Origin of the sequence: Pseudomonas sp. zfem003 (genome assembly GCF_032621675.1) — a bacterium.
In the GTDB taxonomy this organism is placed as follows: Bacteria; Pseudomonadota; Gammaproteobacteria; order Pseudomonadales; family Pseudomonadaceae; genus Metapseudomonas; species Metapseudomonas otitidis.
The window spans coordinates 263,577-285,396 of the sequence record NZ_JAVYJG010000010.1; the positions used below are offsets into that span (position 1 = coordinate 263,577).

Here is a 21,820-nt window from a genome sequence, read left to right on the forward strand (position 1 = left end):
CGCTGACACAGGTACAGCTTAGTGGCTGGCCGGGGTTTTGGCCCCGTCCGCCGGCTTGTCGGCCAGTGCCTGCAGGGCCTGGTTGGCGCGCAGGCGCTTCCAGTGGGCGAGCACGGCCTTGGGGGCCCAGATCTGTGGTTCGGAGGGTTCGAAGTCGTCCTCCTTCTCCCATTTGGCGACTGCCTCCCGGGCGAGCTTGAAGGCGCGCTCGAGGTCGTCGGTCTGGTTCAGGGCGTCGGCCAGCAGGGCGCGGCCGAAGTAGGTGAAGTCGTTGTCGTCGGAGCAGCCGAAGGACACGCGATCGGCGCGGGCGGCGGTCATCACCAGGGTCTTGTCGTCCTTCAGGGCGGGGATGAAACCGCCGGAATAGCAGGCGGAGATCACCAGCACCTTGTGACGCTCGCGCAGCGGGGCGAGGAGGGTGGCCAGGTCGGCGGCGGCGAGGTCGGACAGTTGCAGGCCGGGTTGCTCCAGGGCGAGCTGGTGGTCGGCGGAGCCGTGGCTGGTGAGGTAGATGAACACCAGGTCTTCCGGGCCGGTGCGCTTGGCCAGGGTCTTGACGGCGCGGGCGAGGCTCTCGCGGGTGGCCAGGGGGCGGTCGGCCATGTGGTCGCGGTGGTTCACCAGGGTGATGTGGCCACGGGCGGCGAAGCGGTCGCTCATCAGCTTGGCGGCGTAGTCGGCCTCCCGCAGGAACACGCTCTGGCGGCCATCGCCACCCAGGCTCAGGCTGTACAGCTCGGGGGCCGGGGTGGACGGCGGGACGGCGGCGAGGGCTTCGTCCAGCAGGCGCCCCTGTTGCAGCAGGCCGATCTCCAGTGGATCGGGCAGTGCCTGGCCGGCGGCATCCCGCACGCGGCGGCCGTTGCGCCAGGTGCCGCGCTCCTGCTCGCCACTGGCCAGGGTGAGGGTGCCGTCGCCGGCGTAGCGGCCGTTGGCGAAACCGCCGACGTAGTGGCTGCCGTCGGCCAGGCGCAGGTCGCCCTGGCCGTGGTAGCGCCAGGTGCGGAAGGCGCCTTGGTAGTGCTCGCCGTCTGCCCCCTTGTATTCGCCCTTGCCGGTCAGTGCGCCGTTGCGGAACTCGCCGCTCCACACCGCGCCTTCGGCGTTCTGGTAGCGGCCCTTGCCGTTGAAGCGGTTGCTGGCGAAGCCGCCGCTGTAGCGGTCGCCGTCGCTGCCCTGGTAGTCGCCTTCACCGTTCAGCTGGCCCTGCTTGAAGGTGCCGCTGAAGCGGTTGCCTTCGCTGTCGGTGAGCACGCCGGGGCCGTTGGGCTGGCCGTTGCGGAAACGGCCCTGGTGTTCGCTGCCGTCGGGCATGCGCAGGGTGCCGAGGCCGTGGTACTGGTCGTTGCGGAAGCCGCCCTGGTAGACCATCTCGCCCCGTGCGAGGCGGCCTTCGCCGTCGAAGCGGTTGCCCTTGAAGCTGCCTTCGTAGACGGTACCGTCGCGGTAGGTCATGCGGCCCTTGCCGTCGAACAGGCCGTCGCGGAACTCGCCTTCGTACTCCACGCCTTCCGGGCCGTGCCAGCGACCCTGGCCATTGGCCTGGCCGTCCTTGAAGCGGCCTTCGAACCAGGTGCCGTTGGTGTAGTCGAGGCGGCCGGGGCCTTGCAGCAGGCCGTCGACTACCTCGCCCCGGTAGCGGGCGCCATCGGGCAGTCGGGCGTCGGGCGGGGTGATGGGCTCGCCTTCGCCGCAGGCAGCGAGCAACACGGCAAGGCTGAGGGGAAGAAGGGCTTTCATCGGCAGTCCCTGGCTGAATGGCTGCCCTAGTGTGGCGTAAAAAAGCCCGCGTGAGCGGGCTTTTGTAGCGGACGTGCGAGACCGGTCAGGTCCACTGGGTGATCTTGTTGCCCTGTTTGTCGGTGAAGGCGCCGACGATGATCATGATGAAGTCGATCAGGGTCCAGATGCCCAGGCCGCCGAGGGTGACGATCTGCAGGATGGCGGTGCCGATCTTGCCGACGTAGAAGCGGTGGGCGCCGAAGGTGCCGAGGAAGAAGCAGAGCAGGAAGGCGGGCAGGATGCGCTTTTCGGTCATGGAACTGTCCTTGTTGACGAGTCGGTTGGGAGTCCCCTGGGCGGGGCGGGCGGCATTCTAGCGAGACGAGACGCTCGGGGCGAGAGGCGCCGGCTGCTTTCGCAGCGGCGCCGGGGGCATCAGACGAAGCAGAGGCTGAGGGACTCGGCGACGTAGGCCGGCTTGGCCTGGCCTTCGATCTCGAGGGTGGCGCGGGCCTTGATCAGCCACTGGCCGGGGTTCTTCTCGGTGACGTCGAGCACGGTGAGGGCCAGGCGTACCCGCGAGTTCACCGGCACCGGCTGGATGAAGCGGACGCTGTCCAGGCCGTAGTTGATGCCCATCTTCAGGCCTTCGGGGAGCACCAGCAGCTTTTCCGACAGCACCGGGATCAGCGACAGGCTGAGGAAACCGTGGGCGATGGTGGTGCCGAAGGGGGTGCGCTTGGCCTTTTCCGGGTCGACATGGATGAACTGGTGGTCGCCGGTGCATTCGGCGAACTGGTTGATGCGTTCCTGATCAATGGTCAGCCACTCGGAGTGACCCAGGTCCTTGCCAATGTAGCTTTTCAGTTCTGCAACAGGTACGAACGGCATGCTTCATCCTCCGTGGACGGTTTTTTTCTTCTTCTTGTGGCGGGCTGGCTCGCCCGGCGCGTTGGCGTAGATCAGCACGGGGCCGGGGCCCGGTCAAGCCGGCATGGCCCCTGCGAATGGCGGGTTATAGCGGGCGGGGCAGGCGTGCCTATAATGGCCCACCCTGGCTCCGGCCCGTCTGCGACGGGCCTGTGGAGACGGAGCGGGGACGGAAGACTGTCTGGAGACCCCTCATGCTGCTGCGTGGCTTGACCTGGCTGGTGCTGTTCCAGTTGCTCGGCACCGGGCTGAACGCCCTGTTCCTGCACATGCTGCCCGGGCCCATCATCGGGCTGGTGCTGCTGTTCGTGTTCCTCGTCGTCCGGGGCGAGGTCGGGGAGCCGCTGACGGTGGCGTCCGGCGCCCTGCTGCGCTACCTGCCGCTGCTGCTGGTGCCGCCGGCGGTGGGGGTGATGGTCTACGCGCGGGCGATCTGGGAAGACGCCTGGGCGGTGGTCGGTGCGCTGGGGCTTTCGGTGTTCTTCTCGTTGCTGTTCGTGGGCTGGCTGATGCAGCGGCTGATCGACCGCCGCGGCGGCGGGGAGGGCAAGGCATGAGCCTGGCATGGCAATCGGCCTGGCAGGCCGTGGCGCACCACCCGCTGTTCGGTGTGGGGCTGACCCTCGCTGCCTACCAGTTGGCCAGCTCGCTGTACGAGCGCTCCCGGCTGATGTTCCTGCAGCCGGTGCTGGTGTCGATGGCACTGGTGATCGCGGTGCTGGTGCCGCTGGGCATCGGTTATGACGAGTACCGCCAGAGCACCACGCTGCTCAACCTGCTGCTGGGCCCCGCTACGGTGGCGCTGGCGGTGCCGCTGTTCCTCAACCTCAAGCGCATTCGCCAGCTGTTCTGGCCGACGTTGCTGACCCTGGCCCTCGGCGGGCTGGTGGCCACCGCGATGGGCGTCGGCCTGGCCTGGGCGTTCGGTGCCGAGCACATGGTGCTGATGACCATGGCGCCCAAGTCGGTCACCTCGCCCATCGCCATGCTGGTGGCCGAGCAGATCGGCGGCGTAGCGGCGCTGGCGGCGGTGTTCGTGCTCATCACCGGGGTGATCGGGGCCATGCTCGGCCCGGAGATGCTGCGCCGCATCGGCGTTCACCACCCGGCTGCGCAAGGCATGGCGCTGGGCATCACCGCCCATGCGGTGGGTACGGCCCGCGCGCTGCAGGAGGGCGAGGAGTGTGGCGCCTTCGCGGCGCTGGCGATGAGCCTGATGGGGGTGGCGACGGCGGTGCTGCTGCCGTTGGCCGTGGCGATGATCGTGTGAGGGACGAGGGATGGAACTGCCGCTGTTTCCGCTGAATACCGTGCTGTTTCCCGGCTGCATGCTCGACCTGCAGCTGTTCGAGGCGCGCTACCTGGACATGATCGGGCGCTGCATGAAGCAGGGCACCGGCTTTGGCGTGGTGGGCATCCTCGAAGGTGAGGAGGTCGGCAGCGCCGCCCAGCGCATTGCGCCCCTGGGGTGCGAGGCGCTGATCCGTGACTGGCAGCAACTGCCCAACGGGCTACTGGGCATCCGGGTCGAGGGCGGCCGACGCTTCACGGTCGAAGGCACGCGTGTGCAGGCTGACCAGCTCACCCTGGGGGATATCGTCTGGCTGGACGACGACGATGCCGACCGGCCGCTGCTGCCGGAGCATGCCGACCTGGCCGCGCTGCTCAATGCCCTGGCCGAGCACCCGCTGGTGAAAGGGCTGGGCATGGGCGGCCTGGCCCACGGCCAGCAGGAGCTGGCCAACCAGTTGGCCTACCTGTTGCCCTTTTCCCTCGACGAGAAGCTGGAGCTGCTGGCCCTGGGCAGCCCGGATGCGCGGCTCGATCACCTGCAGACGCTGCTGAACCGCCTGCAGGGCGACGTCATCGCCTGATCACGCCGGGCGTGGCCCTTCCGCCACGCCCAGGCGCCTTCCTATTTGTAGCGATACAGGCTGAAGGCCTCCGGCAGCGCCCAGGTGGCGAAGCCGCCAAGCAGGGCCAGCGCGGCCGGCAGCAACAGCCACCAGACCCGTGGGCTCATCGCCGGCAGCGAGGCCTGGCGCTGGATCAGTGCCAGCCAGCCGGCACACACGCAGCTGGCCAGCAGGGCGCCGGCGATGATGTCGGTCGGCCAGTGCACCCCGAGGTAGACCCGCGACAGCGCGATGCTGGCAGCCGGCAGGCAGGCCAGCGCCATCCAGGTCAGGCGCAGGCGCGGCGGCTGGCCACGACCGGCCAGCACCCCCAGCACGAGGAAGAAGGCGAAGGCGGCGGAGCTGTGGCCGCTGGGGAAGCTGAAGCTGCTCAGCGGTTCGGCCAGCACGTCCGGTCGGGCGCGGGCGAACAGGTGCTTGAGGGCGCCGTTGGCCAGGGCGGTGGTGATCAGCGTGCCGCCGGCGAACAGCGCGTGGCGCCATTGCCGGGCCAGGAGCAGCAGGCCGGTGATCAGCGCGCCGGCGAAGAACTGGGTGCGGAAATCGCCCAGGCGCGTCACCAGCACCGCCAGGCTGTCGAGGGTGGCCTGGCGCTGTTCCTGCACCAGTGCCATCAGGCCCTGGTCGAAGTCATGCAACGACGACCAGCCGAAGAACAGCGCCACCAGAAGCACCAGGCTCAGGCCGGCGGCGAGCGAGGTGGCCCAGCGCTTGTGCCGCAGGCTGCCCTGGACGATCAGGCCGATCATCACCAGCACCGCGACCACCACCACGGCGGCCTCGCTCCAGAACCCCTCCGGCAACGGCAGGCGGAAGGCCGCCCCGGCAGCCCAGCCGGGCAGCAGGTAGGCCACGGACCAGCCGGCCGCCGCCACCAGGCTGACGGCGATGAAGCGCAGCAGCGGCATGTCCAGCATGCCGGCCACCATGGGCAGCATGGGCCGCAGCGGGCCGATGAAGCGTCCCACCAGCAGGCTGGCCACGCCGTAGCGCTGGAAGTAGGTCTCGGCCCCGGCCAGCCACTCGGGGTGGTGGCGCAACCCGGGCAGCCGGCGGATGTTCTGGTGGAAGCGCCGCCCCAGCCCATAGGAGAGTGCGTCCCCCAGCAGGCCGCCGAGGTAGCCCAGCAGCAGGGTCTCGCCCAGGCCCAGGGCGCCGCTGCCGGCCAGGGCTGCCACGGCGAACAGCAGCACGGTGCCGGGCACGATGATGCCGGCGATGGCCAGGCATTCGACGCAGGCGATGGTGAAGATGGCCAGGCCCAGCCACTGCGGGTTGGCGCTGAGCCAGTCGGTGATGGCGTGCAGCCATTCGGTCATGCGGGCGTTCCTTCGATCAGGTGGTAGTGCTCGCCTTCGACCTGCCCCCGGCGCAACGGGTTGCGCGTGCAGTGGCGGGCGTAGTCGGCGTCGACGAAGCGGTAGGGCAGGTGCTCGTCGCGGCCGTTGGGGATGCCGAGGCGGGTGGTCTGGATGATGGCGGTGGGGCGTGCGCCGGTGTTGTCGACGAACAGCCGGGCGGGGTCGAAACGTTGCGCGTCCCAGTCCGGCACCTTCAGCCCCAGCGCCTTGCACAGCAGCGTCTGGCCGTTGCAGAGGCGCTCGGGCGGGCGCGGGCGACCCTGGGCATCGGGGTTGTTGGCCTGCATCACGGCCAGGGCCTCGGGGCCGGACACGGCATCCACCCAGGGGTAGGCGGATTTGATCAGCACCGCGTTGCCGGGCCCCTGGGCGCTGAAGTTCAGCGAGTCGCCACCCCGGGCGTAATACATGTAGATGTGACCGCCATCGAGGAACAGTGCCCGGCGCTTCTCGGTGTAGCCGAGGGAGGCGTGGCTGCCTTTCTCGGCCAGGTAATAGGCTTCGGTCTCGATGATGCGGGCTGATAGCCAGCGCCCGTCGACTCGGTGGCGGATGACCTTGCCCAGCAGCTCGCGGGCCAGCAACTGGGCGTCACGGTCGAAGAACCCGTCCGCCAGGGGGCGGGCGCCGGGCCAGGGCAAACTTAGGGTGGGATCGTCGGGCATGGGCTGTTGGTGGGCTATGGCTCGGAATAGGCTGGCGATTATACGGAAGCCCCGCTTGACCGAAGCTGAACGGCGGGGCGGGAACACACCCAGAAAAACAATAAGAGCCCGCCATGCCCCGAGCCGTTCGCGCCGACAGCGCCCACATCACCCCCAGTGCCCACTACACCGGCTATGTCTGGTACCGCCATCGCCTGGCCGAGGCACCCTTCGCCACCGCGTTCGGGCGCTGGGTCCACGGCGCGCTCAGCCCCATTGCCTGGGGCGCGCGAGCGCTGTTCGGGCTGGACATCGAGCAGTTCCTGCTGCAGCGCCACCTGTTGATCGACGCCCGCCTGGAGCAGGCGATCCGCGACGAGGGCGTGGTGCAGGTGGTGGAGATCGCCTGTGGGCTGTCGCCCCGGGGGCGGCGTTTCTGCCTGCGCCATCCGCAGTTGCGCTACCTGGAGGCGGACCTGCCGCCGATGGCCGCGCGCAAGCGCCTGCTGCTGCATGCCGAAGGCTGGCTGAACAGCCGTCACCAGGTGCGTGCGGTGGACATCCTCGCCGGGGAGGGCGCCCAAGGGCTGGAGGCGCTGTTCTCCGGGCTGGATACCGGGCTGCCGGTGGTGGTGATCACCGAGGGGCTGGTGAACTACTTCCAGTTGCCGGTGATCGAGGGCTTCTGGCGGCGCCTGGCCGAGCAGATGCGCCGCTTCCCCCGCGCCACCTACCTCACCGACCTCTACCCGGACCTGCGTGAGCACCCGCGCTACCGCCAGGTGCGCTGGGGCGTCGGGCTGGTGGGGCGGCTCACGCGTGGGCACTACCCGCTGCACTACCGCAGTACCGAGGCCATCGTCGAGGGCTTTTCCGCCTGCGGTTTCGACCGGGTCTCGGTACTGGACCCGGCTGAACAGGGGGCCGGGCTTGGTTTGCCACCCGGGCGCTGGCCTGCCCTGGTGCGGGTGGTGGAGGCCCGCACCGGGGCCTGAGCCCCGGTGGCCTGCCCGTCAGGCGGCGGCCGCGAGTTGCGCCGGGCGAACGTGCTCGGCAAGGGCGGTGCTGGCGGCGGCGTCCATGTGGGTGAACACCAGGGACAGCACGTCACCGGCCTGGCGCAGGGGCAGCAGGTCCAGCATTGGCAGGCCCTCCATCGCCAGTTGCCAGCCCCGTACCGGCAACCCCGCCGGGAATGCGGCCTGCAGGCGGGCACCGAAGAAGCCCAGCTCCTGAACCTCCACCGCGAGGCTGCCCAGCTCGGCGTGGTGCAGCCGCCCGGCACGCTGGGCCGGCGCGAGTCGGGGCTCCTGGCGGCGCTCCACCTCATTGAGGCGGCTGCGGGCCAGGCGGGTCGCGCCGATGGGCGCGGCTGGCAGTGCCTGGTCGAGGAAGAAGGGGCGGTACAGCTGGGCGCAGGCGTCGCGTCGCTCGAACTGGGCGAGGTGGTCGCCGTCGTGGATCAGCGCGCAGTCGGCCTGGGTGCAGGCGGCGGCGAAGGCGGCGTGCTCCCAGGGCTGGGTGAAGTGGTCGAACTCGCCGGCCAGCACCAGGGTCGGGCAGCTGGGGTAGTGCGTGAACCCGGCGAAGTCCAGCAGGCGGCGGCTGTTCTGCCGGTAGCGCTCGCGCTCGGCGCCGGTCAGGCGTTGCAGCTGGCGCAGCATGGCTTTGCGAAAGCCGGGGCTGATGCCGGTGCGTTCCAGTCGCAGCGGGTTGATCAGGCCGGTCAGCGAACCCTGGGCGAACTCCGCCAGGCGCTCCTCTTCCAGCAGGCGCAGGCTCTCCTCCAGCAGGGCGCGGGCGCCGGGGCGGCCGAAGGTGGTCACGCCCGCCAGCAGCAGGCGTGCGCAGCGCTGGGGATGGCGGCTGGCGAACAGCGCCGCCAGGGCCGAGCCGTAGGACAGGCCGATGGGCATCAGCGGCGGCAGCGCGAGGGCCTCGGCGAAGTCGGCGATCAGGTCGGCCAGCGCCTCCAGCCCCAGTTCCGGGGCCAGTTGCAGGTTGCCACCCTGGCCGGGCAGGTCGAGGAGGATCACGGGGTGGTGCTCCAGCAGTTCCTCCACCTCGGCGGCGAAGGAGCGGAAGCTCTGGAACGCGCCTCCCAGCATCAGGACGGGAGGGCGGGGGTCGTGGGCGTTGCGGGACCAGGCCTGGTAATGCAGGCGCCAGGACCCTGTTTCGAGGACGGACGGGGGCGTGCCGAGCTGGTCGGCGTGGTAACCGGTGCGGTAATGCATGGCGATTCTCCGGCGCTCGGGCGCCTTGTTGTTGTTCTCGCCGCGGTTCGGGGCGCGGTGGCACGCTTTGAAGGTAAACACCGGTGACGATTTTGTTTACCCATCCTTCGGGCGGGTTCGGTGGGGTGCGGTGTGGCCGGGTGTCACCGTCTCGCCCCGGCCTGCGTGGCCTGGGCGTTCGGGTGGGGTTCGCCGGAGCGCCGGAACGGGCTGTCTACCATCCGCCCGGCGCCGCTGGGCGGCGGGGGGCGCGCGGGCTATAATCGCCCACTTTTCCCAACCGCCAGACGCCGAGACCATGACCGAGTCCGTTCTCGATTACATGACCCGCCTGGGCCGCGCCGCGCGCGCCGCCTCGCGCGTGGCCGCCCGTGCCAGCACTGCGCAGAAGAACCGCGCCCTGCTGGCCGCCGCCGATGCCCTGGACGCCGCCCGTGCGGAGCTGTCCGCTGCCAACGAGCTGGACCTGGCCAATGGCCGGGCCAACGGCCTGGAGCCAGCCATGCTGGACCGCCTGGCGCTCACCCCGGCACGCATCGACGACATGATCGAGGGCCTGCGCCAGGTGGCCGGGCTGCCGGACCCGATCGGCGAGATCCGCGACATGCGCTACCTGCCCTCCGGTATCCAGGTGGGCAAGATGCGCGTGCCGCTCGGTGTGATCGGCATCATCTACGAGTCGCGCCCGAACGTGACCATCGACGCGGCCAGCCTGTGCCTGAAGTCGGGCAACGCCACCATCCTGCGCGGCGGCTCCGAGGCCATCCATTCCAACCAGGCCATCGCCCGCTGCATCCAGCAGGGCCTGGCGGACGCCGGCCTGCCCGCCGAGCTGGTGCAGGTGGTGGAAACCACCGACCGCGCCGCCGTGGGCGCGCTGATCAGCATGCCGGAGTACGTGGACGTGATCGTCCCCCGTGGCGGCAAGGGCCTGATCGAGCGCATCAGCCGCGACGCCAAGGTGCCGGTGATCAAGCACCTGGACGGCATCTGCCACGTCTACATCGACGTCGCCGCCGACATCGACAAGGCCATCCGCGTGGCGGACAACGCCAAGACCCAGCGCTACGCGCCCTGCAACACCATGGAGACCCTGCTGGTGCACCGCAGCATCGCCGAGCGCGTGCTGCCGCCGCTGGCCGCCATCTACCGTGACAAGGGCGTCGAGCTGCGTGGCGACGCGGCCACCCGCGCGCTGCTGGGCAGCGACGTGCTGGAGGCGACCGAGGAGGACTGGCGCACCGAGTACAACGCGCCGATCCTGTCCATCCGCATCGTCGATGGGCTGGAACAGGCCATCGAGCACATCAACACCTACGGCTCGCAACACACCGACGCGATCATCACCGAGAACTTCAGTGATGCGCGGCGCTTCCTCACCGAGGTGGATTCCGCCTCGGTGATGGTGAACGCCTCCACCCGCTTCGCCGACGGCTTCGAGTACGGCCTGGGCGCGGAGATCGGCATCTCCACCGACAAGCTGCACGCACGCGGCCCGGTCGGCCTGGAAGGGCTGACCAGCGAGAAGTACGTGGTCTTCGGCGACGGGCACATCCGCACCTGATGAGCCAGCGTATCGGCCTCTTCGGCGGCACCTTCGACCCGGTCCACATCGGCCATCTGCGGGGCGCCCTCGAGGTGGCCGAGCTGATGGCGTTCGACCAGCTGCGCCTGATCCCCAGCGCCCGCCCGCCGCATCGCGAGGCGCCGCAGGTGTCGGCGGCCGACCGGCTGGCGATGGTGGAGCTGGCGGTGGCCGACCTGCCGCCGCTGCGGGTGGACGACCGCGAGCTGCGCCGCGAGCGGCCGTCCTGGACCATCGACACCCTGGAGTCGCTGCGCGCCGAAGTGGGCGAGTCCGACCAGCTGTTCCTGATGCTCGGCTGGGACGCCTTCTGCGGCCTGCCGGGCTGGCACCGCTGGGAAGAGTTGCTGAACCACTGCCACATCCTGGTGCTGCAGCGGCCGGATGCGGACGCCGAGCCGCCCGAGGAGCTGCGCGACCTGCTGGCGGCGCGCAGCGTGGCCGATCCCCTGGGCCTGAGCGGGCCTGGTGGGCAGATTTCATTCGTCTGGCAGTCCCCGCTGGCGGTTTCCGCCACGCAGGTCCGCCAGTTGCTGGCCGACGGGCGCTCGGTGCGCTTCCTTGTACCCGACGCGGTGCTGGCCTATATCCACGCGCACGGCCTGTACCGTGCGGCGAACTGATTCATCCGAGGTAATTGAACCGATGCAAAACGAAGAACTGGTCAAGATCGCCCTCGCGGCGCTTGAAGACATGAAGGCCCAGGACATCACCACCATCGATGTACGCGGCAAGACCAGCGTCACCGACTTCATGGTGATCGCCAGCGGCTCCTCCAGCCGCCACGTCAAGTCCCTGGCGGAGAACGTGCTGGAGAAGGTCAAGGAAAACGGCGTGCGCGCCCTGGGCAGCGAAGGCCTGGACGGCGGCGAGTGGGCGCTGCTGGACCTGGGGGATGTGGTCGTGCACGTGATGCAGGTCGCCACCCGCCAGTTCTACGACCTGGAGCGCCTGTGGCAGGGCGCCGAGCAGAGCCGCGCCCAGCATCCCCAGGAATAACGGAGCACCGCCTTGCGTCTGCGTCTGATCGCCGTCGGCTCACGCATGCCCCGCTGGGTGGAGGAGGGCTGGAACGAGTACGCCAAGCGCCTGCCGTCCGAGCTGTCCCTCGACCTGGTGGAGATCCCCCTGACCACGCGCGGCAAGAACGCCGACGTGGCGCGAATGATCCGCCAGGAGGGCGAGGCGATGCTGGCCAAGGTCCAGCCTGGGGAACGCATCGTCACCCTGGAAGTCGAAGGGCGCGCCTGGAGCACCGAGCAACTGGCTGCCGAGCTCGACCGCTGGCGCCTCGATGCGCGCACCGTGAACCTCATGGTGGGCGGCCCCGAGGGGCTGGCGCCGGAGGTTTGCGCGCGCAGCGAGCAACGCTGGTCGCTGTCGCCGCTGACCCTGCCGCACCCGTTGGTGCGGATTCTGGTGGGCGAGCAGATCTACCGCGCCTGGACCGTGCTCTCCGGGCACCCCTACCACAAGTAAGCCGTACCGATGCCGCAACCGATCCGCCTGAAGGACCACGAGAAGGATGCCCGCCTGGTGCGTCGGCGCGTCGTGGTGGGCGCCGTTGCGGTGCTGCTGCTGACCTGCACGCTGATCGCCCGCCTGTATTACCTGCAGGTGATCCAGTACGAGTACCACTCCACGCTGTCGGAAAATAACCGGGTGCATGTGCAGCCGATCCCGCCGACGCGGGGGCTGATCTTCGACCGCAACGGCCTGATCATCGCCGACAACCGCCCCAGCTTCAGCCTGACCGTGACCCGCGAGCGCGCCGGCGACTGGAAGAGCGTGCTGGACGTGATCGTCGAGGTGCTGGAGCTGACGCCGGACGACCGGGCGCTGTTCGAGAAGCGCATGAAACAGGGCCGGCGCCCCTTCGAACCGGTGCCGGTGCTGTTCGAACTGACCGAAGAGCAGATCGCCCGAATCGCGGTGAACCAGTTCCGACTGCCCGGCGTGGAGGTGGCGGCCCAGCTGGTGCGCCACTACCCGCAGGGCGCGCACTTCGCCCACTCGGTGGGCTACGTCGGACGGATCAACGAGAAGGAGCTCAAGGAGCTCGACCCGATCAACTACAGCGGCACCCACCACATCGGCAAGACCGGCATCGAGCGCTTCTACGAAGACACGCTGCACGGCGAGGTGGGTTACGAGGAAGTCGAGACCAACGCCCGTGGCCGTGTGCTGCGGGTGCTCAAGCGCACCGATCCGAAGCCCGGCAAGGACCTGGTGCTGACTCTCGACGCACACCTGCAGGAAGCGGCGGAGAACGCCCTGGGGGGGCGCCGTGGCGCCATCGTGGCCATCGAGCCGTCCAGCGGCGACGTGCTGGCCATGGTCAGCCAGCCGAGCTTCGACCCGAACCCCTTCGTCACCGGCATCAGCTTCAAGCAGTACGCCGAGCTGCGCGACTCCATCGACCGGCCGCTGTACAACCGCGTGCTGCGCGGGCTCTACCCGCCGGGTTCGACGGTCAAGCCGATGGTGGCGGTGTCCGGCCTCGAAGCCGGGGTGGTGACGCCGGATTCGCGGGTGTTCGACCCGGGCTATTACCAACTGCCCAACTACGACCACAAGTACCGCAACTGGAACCGCTCCGGTGACGGTTGGGTGAACCTGGAGACCGCGATCATGCGGTCCAACGACACCTACTTCTACGACCTTGCCCACAAGATGGGCATCGATCGCCTGCACAAGTCCATGAGCCGCTTCGGCTTCGGCCAGAAGGTGGCGCTGGACATGTTCGAGGAAACGCCGGGCCTGATGCCTTCCCGCGACTGGAAGCGTGCGCGCTATCGCCAGGCCTGGTTCCCGGGAGAGACGCTGATCCTCGGCATCGGCCAGGGCTACATGCAGGCCACGCCGTTGCAGCTGGCCCAGGCCACCGCGCTGATGGCCAGCCGTGGCAAGTGGATCCGCCCGCACCTGGCCAAGAGCATCGGCGGCGAGCTGCCGGTGGACGAGAACCCGATGCCCGACATCACCCTGCGCGATCCGAAGTACTGGGACTACGCACGTTCCGGCATGGAGCAGGTGGTGCACGGCGCGCGAGGCACCGCCCGCAAGGTGGGCGACACCTCCGTCTACCGCATCGCCGGCAAGTCCGGGACCGCGCAGGTGGTGGCCATCAAGCAGGGCGAGAAGTACGACCGCTCGAAGGTTCAGGAGCGCCACCGCGACCACGCGCTGTTCATAGGCTTCGCCCCCGCTGACGACCCCAGGATCGCCGTGGCGGTGATGGTGGAGAACGGCGAGTCCGGTTCCGGGGTGGCGGCGCCGGTGGTCAAGCAGGTGATGGACGCCTGGCTGCTCGGCCCGGATGGCCAGCTCAAGCCTGAATTCCGTCCCGCAGGCGCGCCTGCGACCGCTGATGCGAGTGTTCGCCGATGAACAGCAACTTCGACCGCACCCTGTCCAACGAAGACGTGATGCGCCGCCGGGCCAGCCTGCTGCAGCGCCTGCACATCGACGGCCAGTTGCTGCTGCTGTTGCTGCTGCTGGCAGTGGGCAGCCTGTTCGTCCTCTATTCCGCCAGCGGCAAGCACTGGGACCTGCTGATGAAGCAGGCCTCGTCCTTCGGCATCGGCCTGGCGGCGATGTGCGCCATCGCCCAGTTCGAGCCACGCTTCCTCGCCCGCTGGGTGCCCCTGGGCTATGCCGGCGGCGTGCTGTTGCTGGTGGCGGTGGACGTGATGGGCCACAACGCGATGGGCGCGACCCGCTGGATCAACATCCCCGGGGTGATCCGCTTCCAGCCGGCGGAATTCATGAAGATCCTGATGCCGGCGATGATCGCCTGGTACCTGTCCAAGCGGACCTTGCCGCCCAAGCTCAAGCACATCGTGGTCAGCCTGGCGCTGATCGCCGTGCCCTTCGTGCTGGTGGTGCGCCAGCCGGACCTGGGCACGGCGCTGCTGATCCTGGCCTCGGGGGCCTTCGTGCTGTTCATGGCCGGCCTGCAGTGGCGCTGGATCGTCGGCGCGGTGGCGGCGGTGGTCCCGGTGGCGGTGGGCATGTGGTACTTCGTGATGCACGACTACCAGAAGCAGCGCGTGCTGACCTTCCTCGATCCCGAGAGCGACCCCCTGGGCACGGGCTGGAACATCATCCAGTCCAAGGCGGCCATCGGGTCCGGCGGGGTGTTCGGCAAGGGTTGGCTGCTGGGCACCCAGTCGCACCTGGATTTTTTGCCCGAAAGCCACACGGACTTTATCATTGCCGTCCTCGGCGAAGAGTTCGGGCTCGTGGGCATCTGCATCCTGTTGCTGGTCTACCTGCTGCTGATCGGGCGCGGGCTGGTCATCACCGCCCAGGCCCAGACGCTGTTCGGCAAGCTGCTGGCGGGCAGCCTGACCATGACCTTCTTCGTCTACGTATTCGTCAACATCGGCATGGTCAGCGGTCTGCTGCCGGTCGTGGGGGTACCCCTTCCCTTCATCAGCTACGGTGGCACCCACTTGGTGACGCTGCTGTCGGGCTTCGGGATTTTGATGGCGGTCCATACCCATCGCAAATGGATCGCTCAGGTTTGAAACGAGTGGAAGCATTGAACGTACTGCGTAGCTGGATGGTGCAAGGCGCCGCCGGAATCGGCCTGGCAGGCCTGCTGGGCCTCGCCGGCCCGGCATCGGCAGGGGATTACGACGGCAGCCCGCAGGTCGCCGAGTTCGTCTCGGAGATGACCCGCGACTACGGCTTCGCCGGGGAACAACTGGTCGCCCTGTTCCGCGAGGTGCAGCGCAAGCAGGCCATCCTCGATGCGATCTCGCGCCCGGCCGAGCGGGTCAAGCCGTGGAAGGAATACCGGCCGATCTTCATCACCGATGCCCGCATCCAGAAGGGCGTGGCGTTCTGGAACCAGCACGCCGAGGCCCTGGCCCTTGCGGAGCAGGAGTACGGCGTGCCGGCCCAGGTGATCGTCGCCATCATCGGCGTCGAGACCTTCTATGGCGGCAACACCGGCAGCTACCGGGTGATGGATGCGCTGTCCACCCTGGGCTTCGACTACCCGCCCCGTGCGGACTTCTTCCGCAAGCAGCTCAAGGAGTTCCTGCTGCTGGCCCGTGAAGAGCAGATCGATCCGCTCAGCGTGAAAGGCTCCTATGCCGGCGCCATGGGCCTGCCGCAGTTCATGCCGAGCAGTTTCCGTGCCTATGCCGTGGATTTCGACGGCGATGGCCACATCGACATCTGGGGCAACCCGGTGGACGCCATCGGCAGCGTCGCCAGCTACTTCAAGCGCCATGGCTGGGTCGCCGGTGCACAGGTGGTCAGCCGCGCCCAGGTGCGTGGCGAGCAGGCCGACCAGGGCCTGAGCGAAGGCCTGGAACCGACGAAAAGCGTGGGTGAACTGCGCGCCCTGGGCTGGGCAAGCGGCGATGCCTTGCGCGATGATCTCGCGGTCACTGCGTTCAAGCTCGACGGCGCCGATGGCCTGGAGTACTGGATGGGGCTTCCCAACTTCTACGTGATCACCCGCTACAATCGCAGCGCGATGTATGCCATGGCGGTGTATCAGCTTTCCGAATCCCTGGTCAAAGCGCGGGGCGGGCGTTAATCCATGCGGTCTCTTCCGATCCGAATTGCCACCTACGGCACCCTGGCCCTGTTGCTGGCCAGCTGTTCCAGCAGCCGCAGCCCCCAATACACCCAGCCGGGCGGCCAGATCTCCGGCCCTGGTGACTACTCCCGCCCGCACAGGGACGGCGCACCCTGGTGGGACGTGGACGTCTCACGCATCCCCGACGCGGTGCCGATGCCCCACTACGGCAGCTTCAAGGCCAACCCCTACACCGTGATGGGCAAGACCTACTACCCGATGGCCGACGCCCGCCGCTACCAGGCTGTGGGCACCGCTTCCTGGTACGGCACCAAGTTCCACGGCCAGGCCACCGCCAACGGCGAGGCCTATGACCTCTATGGCATGACCGCCGCCCACAAGACCCTGCCGCTGCCCAGCTACGTCCGCGTGACCAACCTGGAGAACGGCCGCAGCGTGATCCTGCGGGTCAACGACCGCGGGCCGTTCTACTCCGACCGCATCATCGACCTGTCCTTCGCCGCGGCGAAGAAGCTCGGCTATGCCGAGGTCGGCACCGCGCGGGTGAAGGTCGAGGGCATCGACCCCCATGAGTGGTGGGCTGCCCAGGGGCGTCCGGTGCCGATGGTGCTGGCCCAGCCGCAGCAGGTGGCCAAGCCCCAGCCAGCGCCTGCCGCCCAGGCGCCCATCGTGGCCGCCTCCACGGTCGAGCAGTACACCCCGCCGCCGGAGCAGCACGCCGCTGCCGTGCTGCCGGTGCAGATCGACTCAAAAAAAAACGCTTCACTCGGAGCCTCTGGCCTGTATCTCCAGGTTGGCGCCTTCGCCAATCCGGACGCTGCGGAACTCCTGAAGGACAAGCTCAGCTCGATGGTGGCTGCCCCGGTGTTCATCAGCTCGGTGGCCCGCAACCAGCAGATCTTGCATCGGGTGCGCCTGGGGCCGATCGACACCCAGGGTGAAGCCCAGCAGCTCCAGGACAGCATCAGGCTGGCGAACCTGGGTCAGCCGACCCTGGTCAAACCGGACTGACGCCCGGATGGCGGACCCGGAGCAGTGCGCGGTTCCGGGGTCGCCCTCCTTCTTCCCGCAAGGGACTGTTTCACCTTCAACCAATTCAGAGAGACGGATGAACATCATCAGCTTCGCGAAACGCCTCCTACTGCCAGCCGCTCTGCTCATCGCCATGCCGGTGTCGCAGGCCGCCGAGCAGATCCTTCCCGCCCCCCCGCAACTGGCTGCCAAGTCCTATGTGCTGATGGACGCGCAGAGCGGCCAGGTGCTGGTGGAGAACAACGGTGACGAGCGCCTGCCGCCCGCCAGCCTGACCAAGCTGATGACTGCCTACATCGCCACCCTGGAGATCCGCAAGGGCCAGATCGGCGAGAACGACCCGGTCACCATCAGCGAGCACGCCTGGCGCACCGGCGGCTCCCGCATGTTCGTCAAGGTCAACACCCAGGTGGCCCTGAGCGACCTGCTGCACGGCATCATCATCCAGTCCGGCAACGACGCCAGCGTTGCGGTGTCCGAGCACATCGCCGGCAGCGAAGACGCCTTCGCCGACATGATGAACACCACGGCGGAAAAGCTGGGCATGAAGAACAGCCACTTCATGAACGCCACCGGCCTGCCCAATCCGGAGCACTACTCCTCTGCCCACGACATGGCCCTGCTGGCCCGCGCGATCATCTACGAGGACCCGGCCCACTACGCCATCTACTCCCAGAAGGAGTTCTTCTGGAACAACATCAAGCAGCCCAACCGCAACCTGCTGCTGTGGCGTGACAAGACCGTCGATGGCCTGAAGACCGGCCACACCGACGAGGCCGGCTACTGCCTGGTGGCCTCCGCCGTGCGTGACAACCAGCGCCTGATCGCCGTGGTGTTCGGCACCAACAGCGAGCAGGCCCGCGCCGCCGAGACCCAGAAGCTGCTGACCTACGGCTTCCGCTTCTTCGAGACCAAGACCTTCTACCAGAAGGGCACCGAGCTGGCCAAAGCCCAGGTCTGGAAGGGCACCGCCCGCGAAGTGAAGGCCGGCCTGGCCAACGACCTGACCATGACCCTGCCGAAGGGCCAGCTGCAGAAGCTGCAGGCCGCCATGACCCTGTCGCCCCAACTGGTCGCTCCGATCAAGCAGGGTGACGTGATCGGCAAGGTCGAGGTGAAGCTGGACGACAAGGTGGTGCACAGCGCCGACCTGGTTGCCCTGGAAGCTGTCGAGGAGGGTGGTTTCTTCCGCCGCCTGTGGGATAGCATCCGCCTGTTCTTCTTCGGCCTGTTCAACTGAGCCGATCCCACCACTGACCCAGTGCCGAAGCCCCGTACTCCGCCCGGAGACGGGGCTTCCGCCTCGCGGACTACGGGTCCGCCGCCGCCATGACCGATACCGACGTACAAGCCCCGAAAATCGAATTCCCCTGCGAGCGCTACCCGATCAAGGTGATCGGCGATGCCGGTGAAGGCTTCGCCGACCTGGTGATCGAAGTGATCCAGCGCCACGCCCCCGACCTCGACGTCACCACCCTGGTGGCCCGCGACAGCCGCAACGGTCGCTTCCTCTCCGTGCAGGTGCTGATCACCGCCACCAGCGTCGACCAGCTGCAGGCGATCCACGTCGACCTGCGCGCCACCGGCCGCGTGCACATGGTGCTGTAGTGGCGCCCGAGCTGATCGTGCGTCGCCTCGGGCTGGTCGAGTACCTGCCCACCTTCGAGGCGATGCGCCGCCTGACGGCAGAGCGTAACGAGCAGACGCCCGACGAGATCTGGCTGCTGCAGCACCCCCAGGTGTTCACCCAGGGCCAGGCCGGCAAGGCCGAGCACCTGCTGGCACCGGGGGACATCCCGGTGATCCAGGTGGACCGGGGTGGCCAGGTGACCTACCACGGCCCCGGCCAGTTGGTGGCCTACCTGATGCTGGACCTGCGCCGCCTCGGCCTCGGTGTGCGTGAGCTGGTCACTGCCATGGAGCAGAGCCTGGTGGACGCGCTGGCCACCTACGGCATCGAGGCGGCCCCCAAGGCCGACGCGCCGGGCGTCTACGTGAACGGCGACAAGATCGCCTCGCTGGGCCTGCGGGTCAGCCGTGGCTGTTCCTTCCACGGCCTGGCGCTGAACGTCGACATGGACATGTCGCCCTTCTGGCGCATCAACCCCTGTGGCTATGCCGGGATGAAGATGGTCCAGCTGAAGGACCTGCTGGCGCAGCCCGCGTCCCTCGACGAGGTGGCGGAGCGCCTGGAACAGGCCCTGCGTGTCCGGCTCGGCTACGCCGGCTGACCTCATTGCCGCTGACATGAAAAAGCCCCCTCCGGCCTGCGCCGACGGGGGCTTTTTACTGAGCGCGGATCAGTTCAGGTTGAGGGCCGGGATCAGGCTCTCGTCGGTGGACTGGCCGGGAACCGGTACCGGCGCCGCGAGGCCCAGGTTGTTCTTCTCGAACACCCGGTCTGCGCGGTAGCTGGAGCGCACCAGCGGGCCGGCGGCGACCTCCATGAAGCCCTTCTCCAGGCCGATGTCGCGGAAGCGGTTGAACTCTTCCGGGCTGACCCAGCGCTGCACCGGCAGGTGGTTGCGGGTCGGCTGCAGGTACTGGCCGAGGGTGAGGATGTCGACGCCAATGGCGCGCAGGTCGTCCATGGTCTCGATGATTTCCTCATCGGTCTCGCCCAGGCCCAGCATCAGGCTGGTCTTGGTCAGGACCGACGGGCGATGGCGCTTGGCGTGGGCCAGCACGTCGAGGGTCTTCTCGTAGCCGGCGCGGGGGTCACGGACGATGTGGGTGAGGCGCTTCACCGTCTCGACGTTCTGGGCGAACACTTCCAGCCCCGAATCCACCACGCGCTCGATGGACGGCAGGTCGCCGTCGAAGTCCGGCGTCAGCGCCTCGACCACCACCTGGGGGGTGCGCTCCTTGATGGCGCGCACGCAGGCGGCGTAGTGGCTGGCGCCGCCGTCGTCGAGGTCATCGCGGTCCACCGAGGTCAGCACGATGTAGCGCAGGGCCATCAGCTCGACGGATTTGGCGGTGTTCTGCGGCTCTTCCAGGTCCAGCCAGCCGTTGGGGTTGCCGGTGTCCACGGCGCAGAAGCGGCAGGCCCGGGTGCACACCGAGCCCATCAGCATGATGGTGGCGGTGCCGTTGGACCAGCATTCGCCCATGTTCGGGCAGTGGGATTCCTGGCACACGGTGCTCAGGCGGTGTTCGCCGACGTTGCGCTTGACCGCTTCGAAGCGGCTGCCACCGGGGGCCTTGACCCGCAGCCACTTGGGCTTGGGTTCGAACACCTGGGGCTCGGCGGAGTTGCGGCGCTTCTGGCCGTCCTTGATTGCGGTGATCCCCTGGGCCGTACGGAACTTCTCGCCACTGGCGACGGGTTTGGACGGGCTGGTATCGGACATCGGACGGGCTCCGCTAGAGGCTGATCAGGCTGCCGCAGGGGGCAAGGAGGGTGGCGGATTCTACCACAAAGGCGGCGCCGGTCTGGCAGCCGCCGGGCCGCTCGGGCCCGGCGACAGGAGGGTGTCAGCGGCCGTTGCGCAGTTGCAGCAGCAGGGCTGGCGTGGGGTAGCCGTCGGCGGGCCAACCCAGGCGCTGCTGGTAGCCGCGGATGGCCTTGCGGGTGTTGGCGCCGATGATGCCGTCGGCGCTGCCCGGGCTGTAGCCGCTGCTGGCAAGGGCTTCCTGAAGCTCGATGCGCTCGGCGCGGCTGAGGGGGCGGTCCTCCTTCGGCCAGGCGCCGGCGATCTGCCCCGCGCCGTCGAAACGCTGGGCCAGCAGGCCCACGGCCAGGGCGTAGGAGGAGGAGTTGTTGTAGCGCAGGATGGCGCGGAAGTTGTCCAGCACCAGGAAGGCCGGGCCGCGATGGCCGGCGGGTACCAGCAGCGACGCGCGGTCCTGGTCGAGGCCCGGTGCCAGGGGCACCTGGACCCCGAGCTGGCGCCACTCACCGACCGTCTTGCGGATGTCCGCGTCGGCCTGGGCGTAGTCGAAGCCGGCCGGCAGTCGCACCTCGGCGCCCCAGGGTTTGCCCATCTGCCAGCCGGAGGCCTTGAGGTAGTGGGCGGTGGAGGCCAGGGCGTCGGCGGTGGAGTTCCAGATGTCGCGGCGACCGTCGCCGTCGAAGTCCACGGCGTGGCTGTTGTAGGTGGTGGGGATGAACTGGGTCTGGCCCATGGCGCCGGCCCATGAGCCGAGCATGCCGGCGGGCTGGATGTCGCCGTGCTGGATGATGCCGAGGGCGGCGATCAGCTGTTCGTGGGCGAAGGCCGGGCGACGTCCTTCATACGCCAGGGTGGCGAGGGAGCGGATCACCGACTTGTCGCCCATGAACTGGCCGAAGCTGCTCTCCATGCCCCACACCGCCACCAGGGCCTGGCGGTCGACGCCGTAGCGGCTTTCGATGGCACTGAGTAGGGTGGCGTGCTGTTTCAGCAGGCTCTGGCCCTTGCGCACGCGGTAGGGCGACAGTGCGCCGTCGAGGTATTCCCAGACGGGGCGGGTGAACTCGGGCTGGCTCTGGTCGGCGGCCACCACGCTTGGGTCGGGGGTGACGCCGACGAAGGCCTGGTCGAGGATGGTGGCGCGGATGCCGGCTGCCAGGGCTTCCTGGCGGAAACGGTCACGCCATTGTTCGAAGCTCTCGCTGGGCTGGGCGATCACCGGGGACGGGGTTGCGGTGGTGCTCGACGGGCCGGGCGTGGCCAGCACGGTGGTGGCCGTGGCGGTATTGGGCTGCGGGGCGGGCGCGGTGGCAGTGGGTGTTTCGGCGCAGGCGCTCAGGGCTGCGAGGGTGGAAGCCACGGCCAGGCTGCGGAGCATGGGGCCGGGGGCTGGTGCGCGGAACATGGAGAGGTCTCGACGGCAGGCCAAACAAGC

At 68.6% G+C, this 21,820-nt stretch carries 23 protein-coding genes; 15 read left to right on the top strand and 8 right to left on the bottom strand.

Translation table 11 applies throughout. The features are described from left to right. Nucleotides 1-18: 18 nt before the first annotated feature. The 3 genes from RTK35_RS24130 to RTK35_RS24140 form a co-directional block, all read right to left on the bottom strand. Entirely contained in the window at nt 19-1,743 is a 1,725-nt protein-coding gene (locus RTK35_RS24130) for a C13 family peptidase (RefSeq protein ID WP_316909189.1), read from the bottom strand. 85 nt (nt 1,744-1,828) lie between these two features. Continuing rightward, entirely contained in the window at nt 1,829-2,041 is a 213-nt protein-coding gene (locus tag RTK35_RS24135; RefSeq protein WP_074973197.1) for a TM2 domain-containing protein, read from the bottom strand. A 119-nt stretch (nt 2,042-2,160) separates the two neighbouring features. After that, nucleotides 2,161-2,616 (bottom strand): MaoC family dehydratase, encoded by a 456-nt coding sequence (locus RTK35_RS24140; protein ID WP_044410793.1) that lies wholly within the window; start codon nt 2,614-2,616, stop codon nt 2,161-2,163. A gap of 233 nt (nt 2,617-2,849) precedes the next feature. Between RTK35_RS24140 and RTK35_RS24145 the strand changes: the two genes are divergently transcribed. Genes RTK35_RS24145 through RTK35_RS24155 form a run of 3 tightly spaced genes read left to right on the top strand, consistent with a single transcriptional unit; the run spans nt 2,850 to nt 4,529 of the window. Next, a complete protein-coding gene (locus RTK35_RS24145) occupies nt 2,850-3,212 on the top strand; it encodes a CidA/LrgA family protein (RefSeq protein ID WP_107330766.1) in 363 nt (120 codons plus the stop codon). A gap of 2 nt (nt 3,213-3,214) precedes the next feature. Beyond that, nucleotides 3,215-3,925, top strand: a complete 711-nt coding sequence (locus RTK35_RS24150; protein WP_107330774.1) for an LrgB family protein — start codon at nt 3,215-3,217, stop codon at nt 3,923-3,925. A gap of 10 nt (nt 3,926-3,935) precedes the next feature. Beyond that, a complete protein-coding gene (locus tag RTK35_RS24155; RefSeq protein WP_222900990.1) occupies nt 3,936-4,529 on the top strand; it encodes an LON peptidase substrate-binding domain-containing protein in 594 nt (197 codons plus the stop codon). 41 nt (nt 4,530-4,570) lie between these two features. On the opposite strand, the gene RTK35_RS24160 is transcribed toward RTK35_RS24155, so the two are convergent. Beyond that, nucleotides 4,571-5,890, bottom strand: coding sequence for a bifunctional DedA family/phosphatase PAP2 family protein (locus RTK35_RS24160; protein ID WP_142012231.1), 1,320 nt, complete (start codon nt 5,888-5,890; stop codon nt 4,571-4,573). Then, nucleotides 5,887-6,597 (bottom strand): DNA-3-methyladenine glycosylase, encoded by a 711-nt coding sequence (locus RTK35_RS24165; protein ID WP_316909190.1) that lies wholly within the window; start codon nt 6,595-6,597, stop codon nt 5,887-5,889. Before RTK35_RS24165 ends, RTK35_RS24160 begins: the two co-directional genes overlap by 4 nt. Before the next feature lie 113 nt (nt 6,598-6,710). Between RTK35_RS24165 and RTK35_RS24170 the strand changes: the two genes are divergently transcribed. Further along, the gene (locus tag RTK35_RS24170) at nt 6,711-7,571 is read left to right on the top strand and encodes a class I SAM-dependent methyltransferase (RefSeq protein WP_316909191.1); all 861 of its coding nucleotides are present in this window, start codon (nt 6,711-6,713) and stop codon (nt 7,569-7,571) included. A gap of 18 nt (nt 7,572-7,589) precedes the next feature. Here the strand turns inward: RTK35_RS24170 and RTK35_RS24175 are convergent, their stop codons facing one another. Continuing rightward, nucleotides 7,590-8,813, bottom strand: a complete 1,224-nt coding sequence (locus RTK35_RS24175) for an alpha/beta fold hydrolase (RefSeq protein ID WP_316909192.1) — start codon at nt 8,811-8,813, stop codon at nt 7,590-7,592. Nucleotides 8,814-9,111: 298 nt separating this feature from the next. Between RTK35_RS24175 and RTK35_RS24180 the strand changes: the two genes are divergently transcribed. The 11 genes from RTK35_RS24180 (at nt 9,112) to lipB (ending at nt 19,221) form a co-directional block, all read left to right on the top strand. Then, entirely contained in the window at nt 9,112-10,377 is a 1,266-nt protein-coding gene (locus RTK35_RS24180; RefSeq protein ID WP_160482527.1) for a glutamate-5-semialdehyde dehydrogenase, read from the top strand. Beyond that, the gene (gene nadD, locus RTK35_RS24185; RefSeq protein WP_107331263.1) at nt 10,377-11,021 is read left to right on the top strand and encodes a nicotinate-nucleotide adenylyltransferase; all 645 of its coding nucleotides are present in this window, start codon (nt 10,377-10,379) and stop codon (nt 11,019-11,021) included. The genes RTK35_RS24180 and nadD overlap by 1 nt, the downstream gene beginning before the upstream one ends. A gap of 22 nt (nt 11,022-11,043) precedes the next feature. Then, nucleotides 11,044-11,397, top strand: a complete 354-nt coding sequence (rsfS, locus tag RTK35_RS24190; RefSeq protein ID WP_044410769.1) for a ribosome silencing factor — start codon at nt 11,044-11,046, stop codon at nt 11,395-11,397. Between the two features lie 12 nt (nt 11,398-11,409). Next, the gene (rlmH, locus tag RTK35_RS24195) at nt 11,410-11,877 is read left to right on the top strand and encodes a 23S rRNA (pseudouridine(1915)-N(3))-methyltransferase RlmH (RefSeq protein WP_044410767.1); all 468 of its coding nucleotides are present in this window, start codon (nt 11,410-11,412) and stop codon (nt 11,875-11,877) included. Nucleotides 11,878-11,886: 9 nt separating this feature from the next. Continuing rightward, nucleotides 11,887-13,788 (top strand): penicillin-binding protein 2, encoded by a 1,902-nt coding sequence (mrdA, locus tag RTK35_RS24200; RefSeq protein ID WP_044410764.1) that lies wholly within the window; start codon nt 11,887-11,889, stop codon nt 13,786-13,788. A 38-nt stretch (nt 13,789-13,826) separates the two neighbouring features. After that, the gene (gene rodA / locus RTK35_RS24205) at nt 13,827-14,930 is read left to right on the top strand and encodes a rod shape-determining protein RodA (protein WP_316909213.1); all 1,104 of its coding nucleotides are present in this window, start codon (nt 13,827-13,829) and stop codon (nt 14,928-14,930) included. A 14-nt stretch (nt 14,931-14,944) separates the two neighbouring features. Beyond that, complete coding sequence (mltB, locus tag RTK35_RS24210; RefSeq protein ID WP_316909193.1) at nt 14,945-15,955, top strand: lytic murein transglycosylase B; 1,011 nt, start codon at nt 14,945-14,947, stop codon at nt 15,953-15,955. 3 nt (nt 15,956-15,958) lie between these two features. Then, a complete protein-coding gene (locus RTK35_RS24215; RefSeq protein WP_316909194.1) occupies nt 15,959-16,969 on the top strand; it encodes a septal ring lytic transglycosylase RlpA family protein in 1,011 nt (336 codons plus the stop codon). Nucleotides 16,970-17,066: 97 nt separating this feature from the next. Next, entirely contained in the window at nt 17,067-18,230 is a 1,164-nt protein-coding gene (locus RTK35_RS24220) for a D-alanyl-D-alanine carboxypeptidase family protein (protein ID WP_044410753.1), read from the top strand. A gap of 89 nt (nt 18,231-18,319) precedes the next feature. After that, a complete protein-coding gene (locus tag RTK35_RS24225; protein ID WP_044410750.1) occupies nt 18,320-18,598 on the top strand; it encodes a DUF493 domain-containing protein in 279 nt (92 codons plus the stop codon). Then, nucleotides 18,598-19,221, top strand: a complete 624-nt coding sequence (lipB, locus tag RTK35_RS24230; protein ID WP_316909195.1) for a lipoyl(octanoyl) transferase LipB — start codon at nt 18,598-18,600, stop codon at nt 19,219-19,221. The genes RTK35_RS24225 and lipB overlap by 1 nt, the downstream gene beginning before the upstream one ends. Nucleotides 19,222-19,290: 69 nt before the next feature. Here lipB and lipA read toward each other — a convergent pair whose 3' ends face one another. Together lipA and RTK35_RS24240 are read right to left on the bottom strand one after the other, a co-directional pair. Further along, nucleotides 19,291-20,343 carry a lipoyl synthase gene (gene lipA, locus RTK35_RS24235; protein ID WP_044410747.1) on the bottom strand — a complete coding sequence of 351 codons (1,053 nt, stop codon included), beginning with the start codon at nt 20,341-20,343 and terminating at the stop codon, nt 19,291-19,293. Nucleotides 20,344-20,467: 124 nt separating this feature from the next. Beyond that, entirely contained in the window at nt 20,468-21,790 is a 1,323-nt protein-coding gene (locus tag RTK35_RS24240; protein ID WP_316909196.1) for a lytic murein transglycosylase, read from the bottom strand. Nucleotides 21,791-21,820 lie beyond the last annotated feature (30 nt).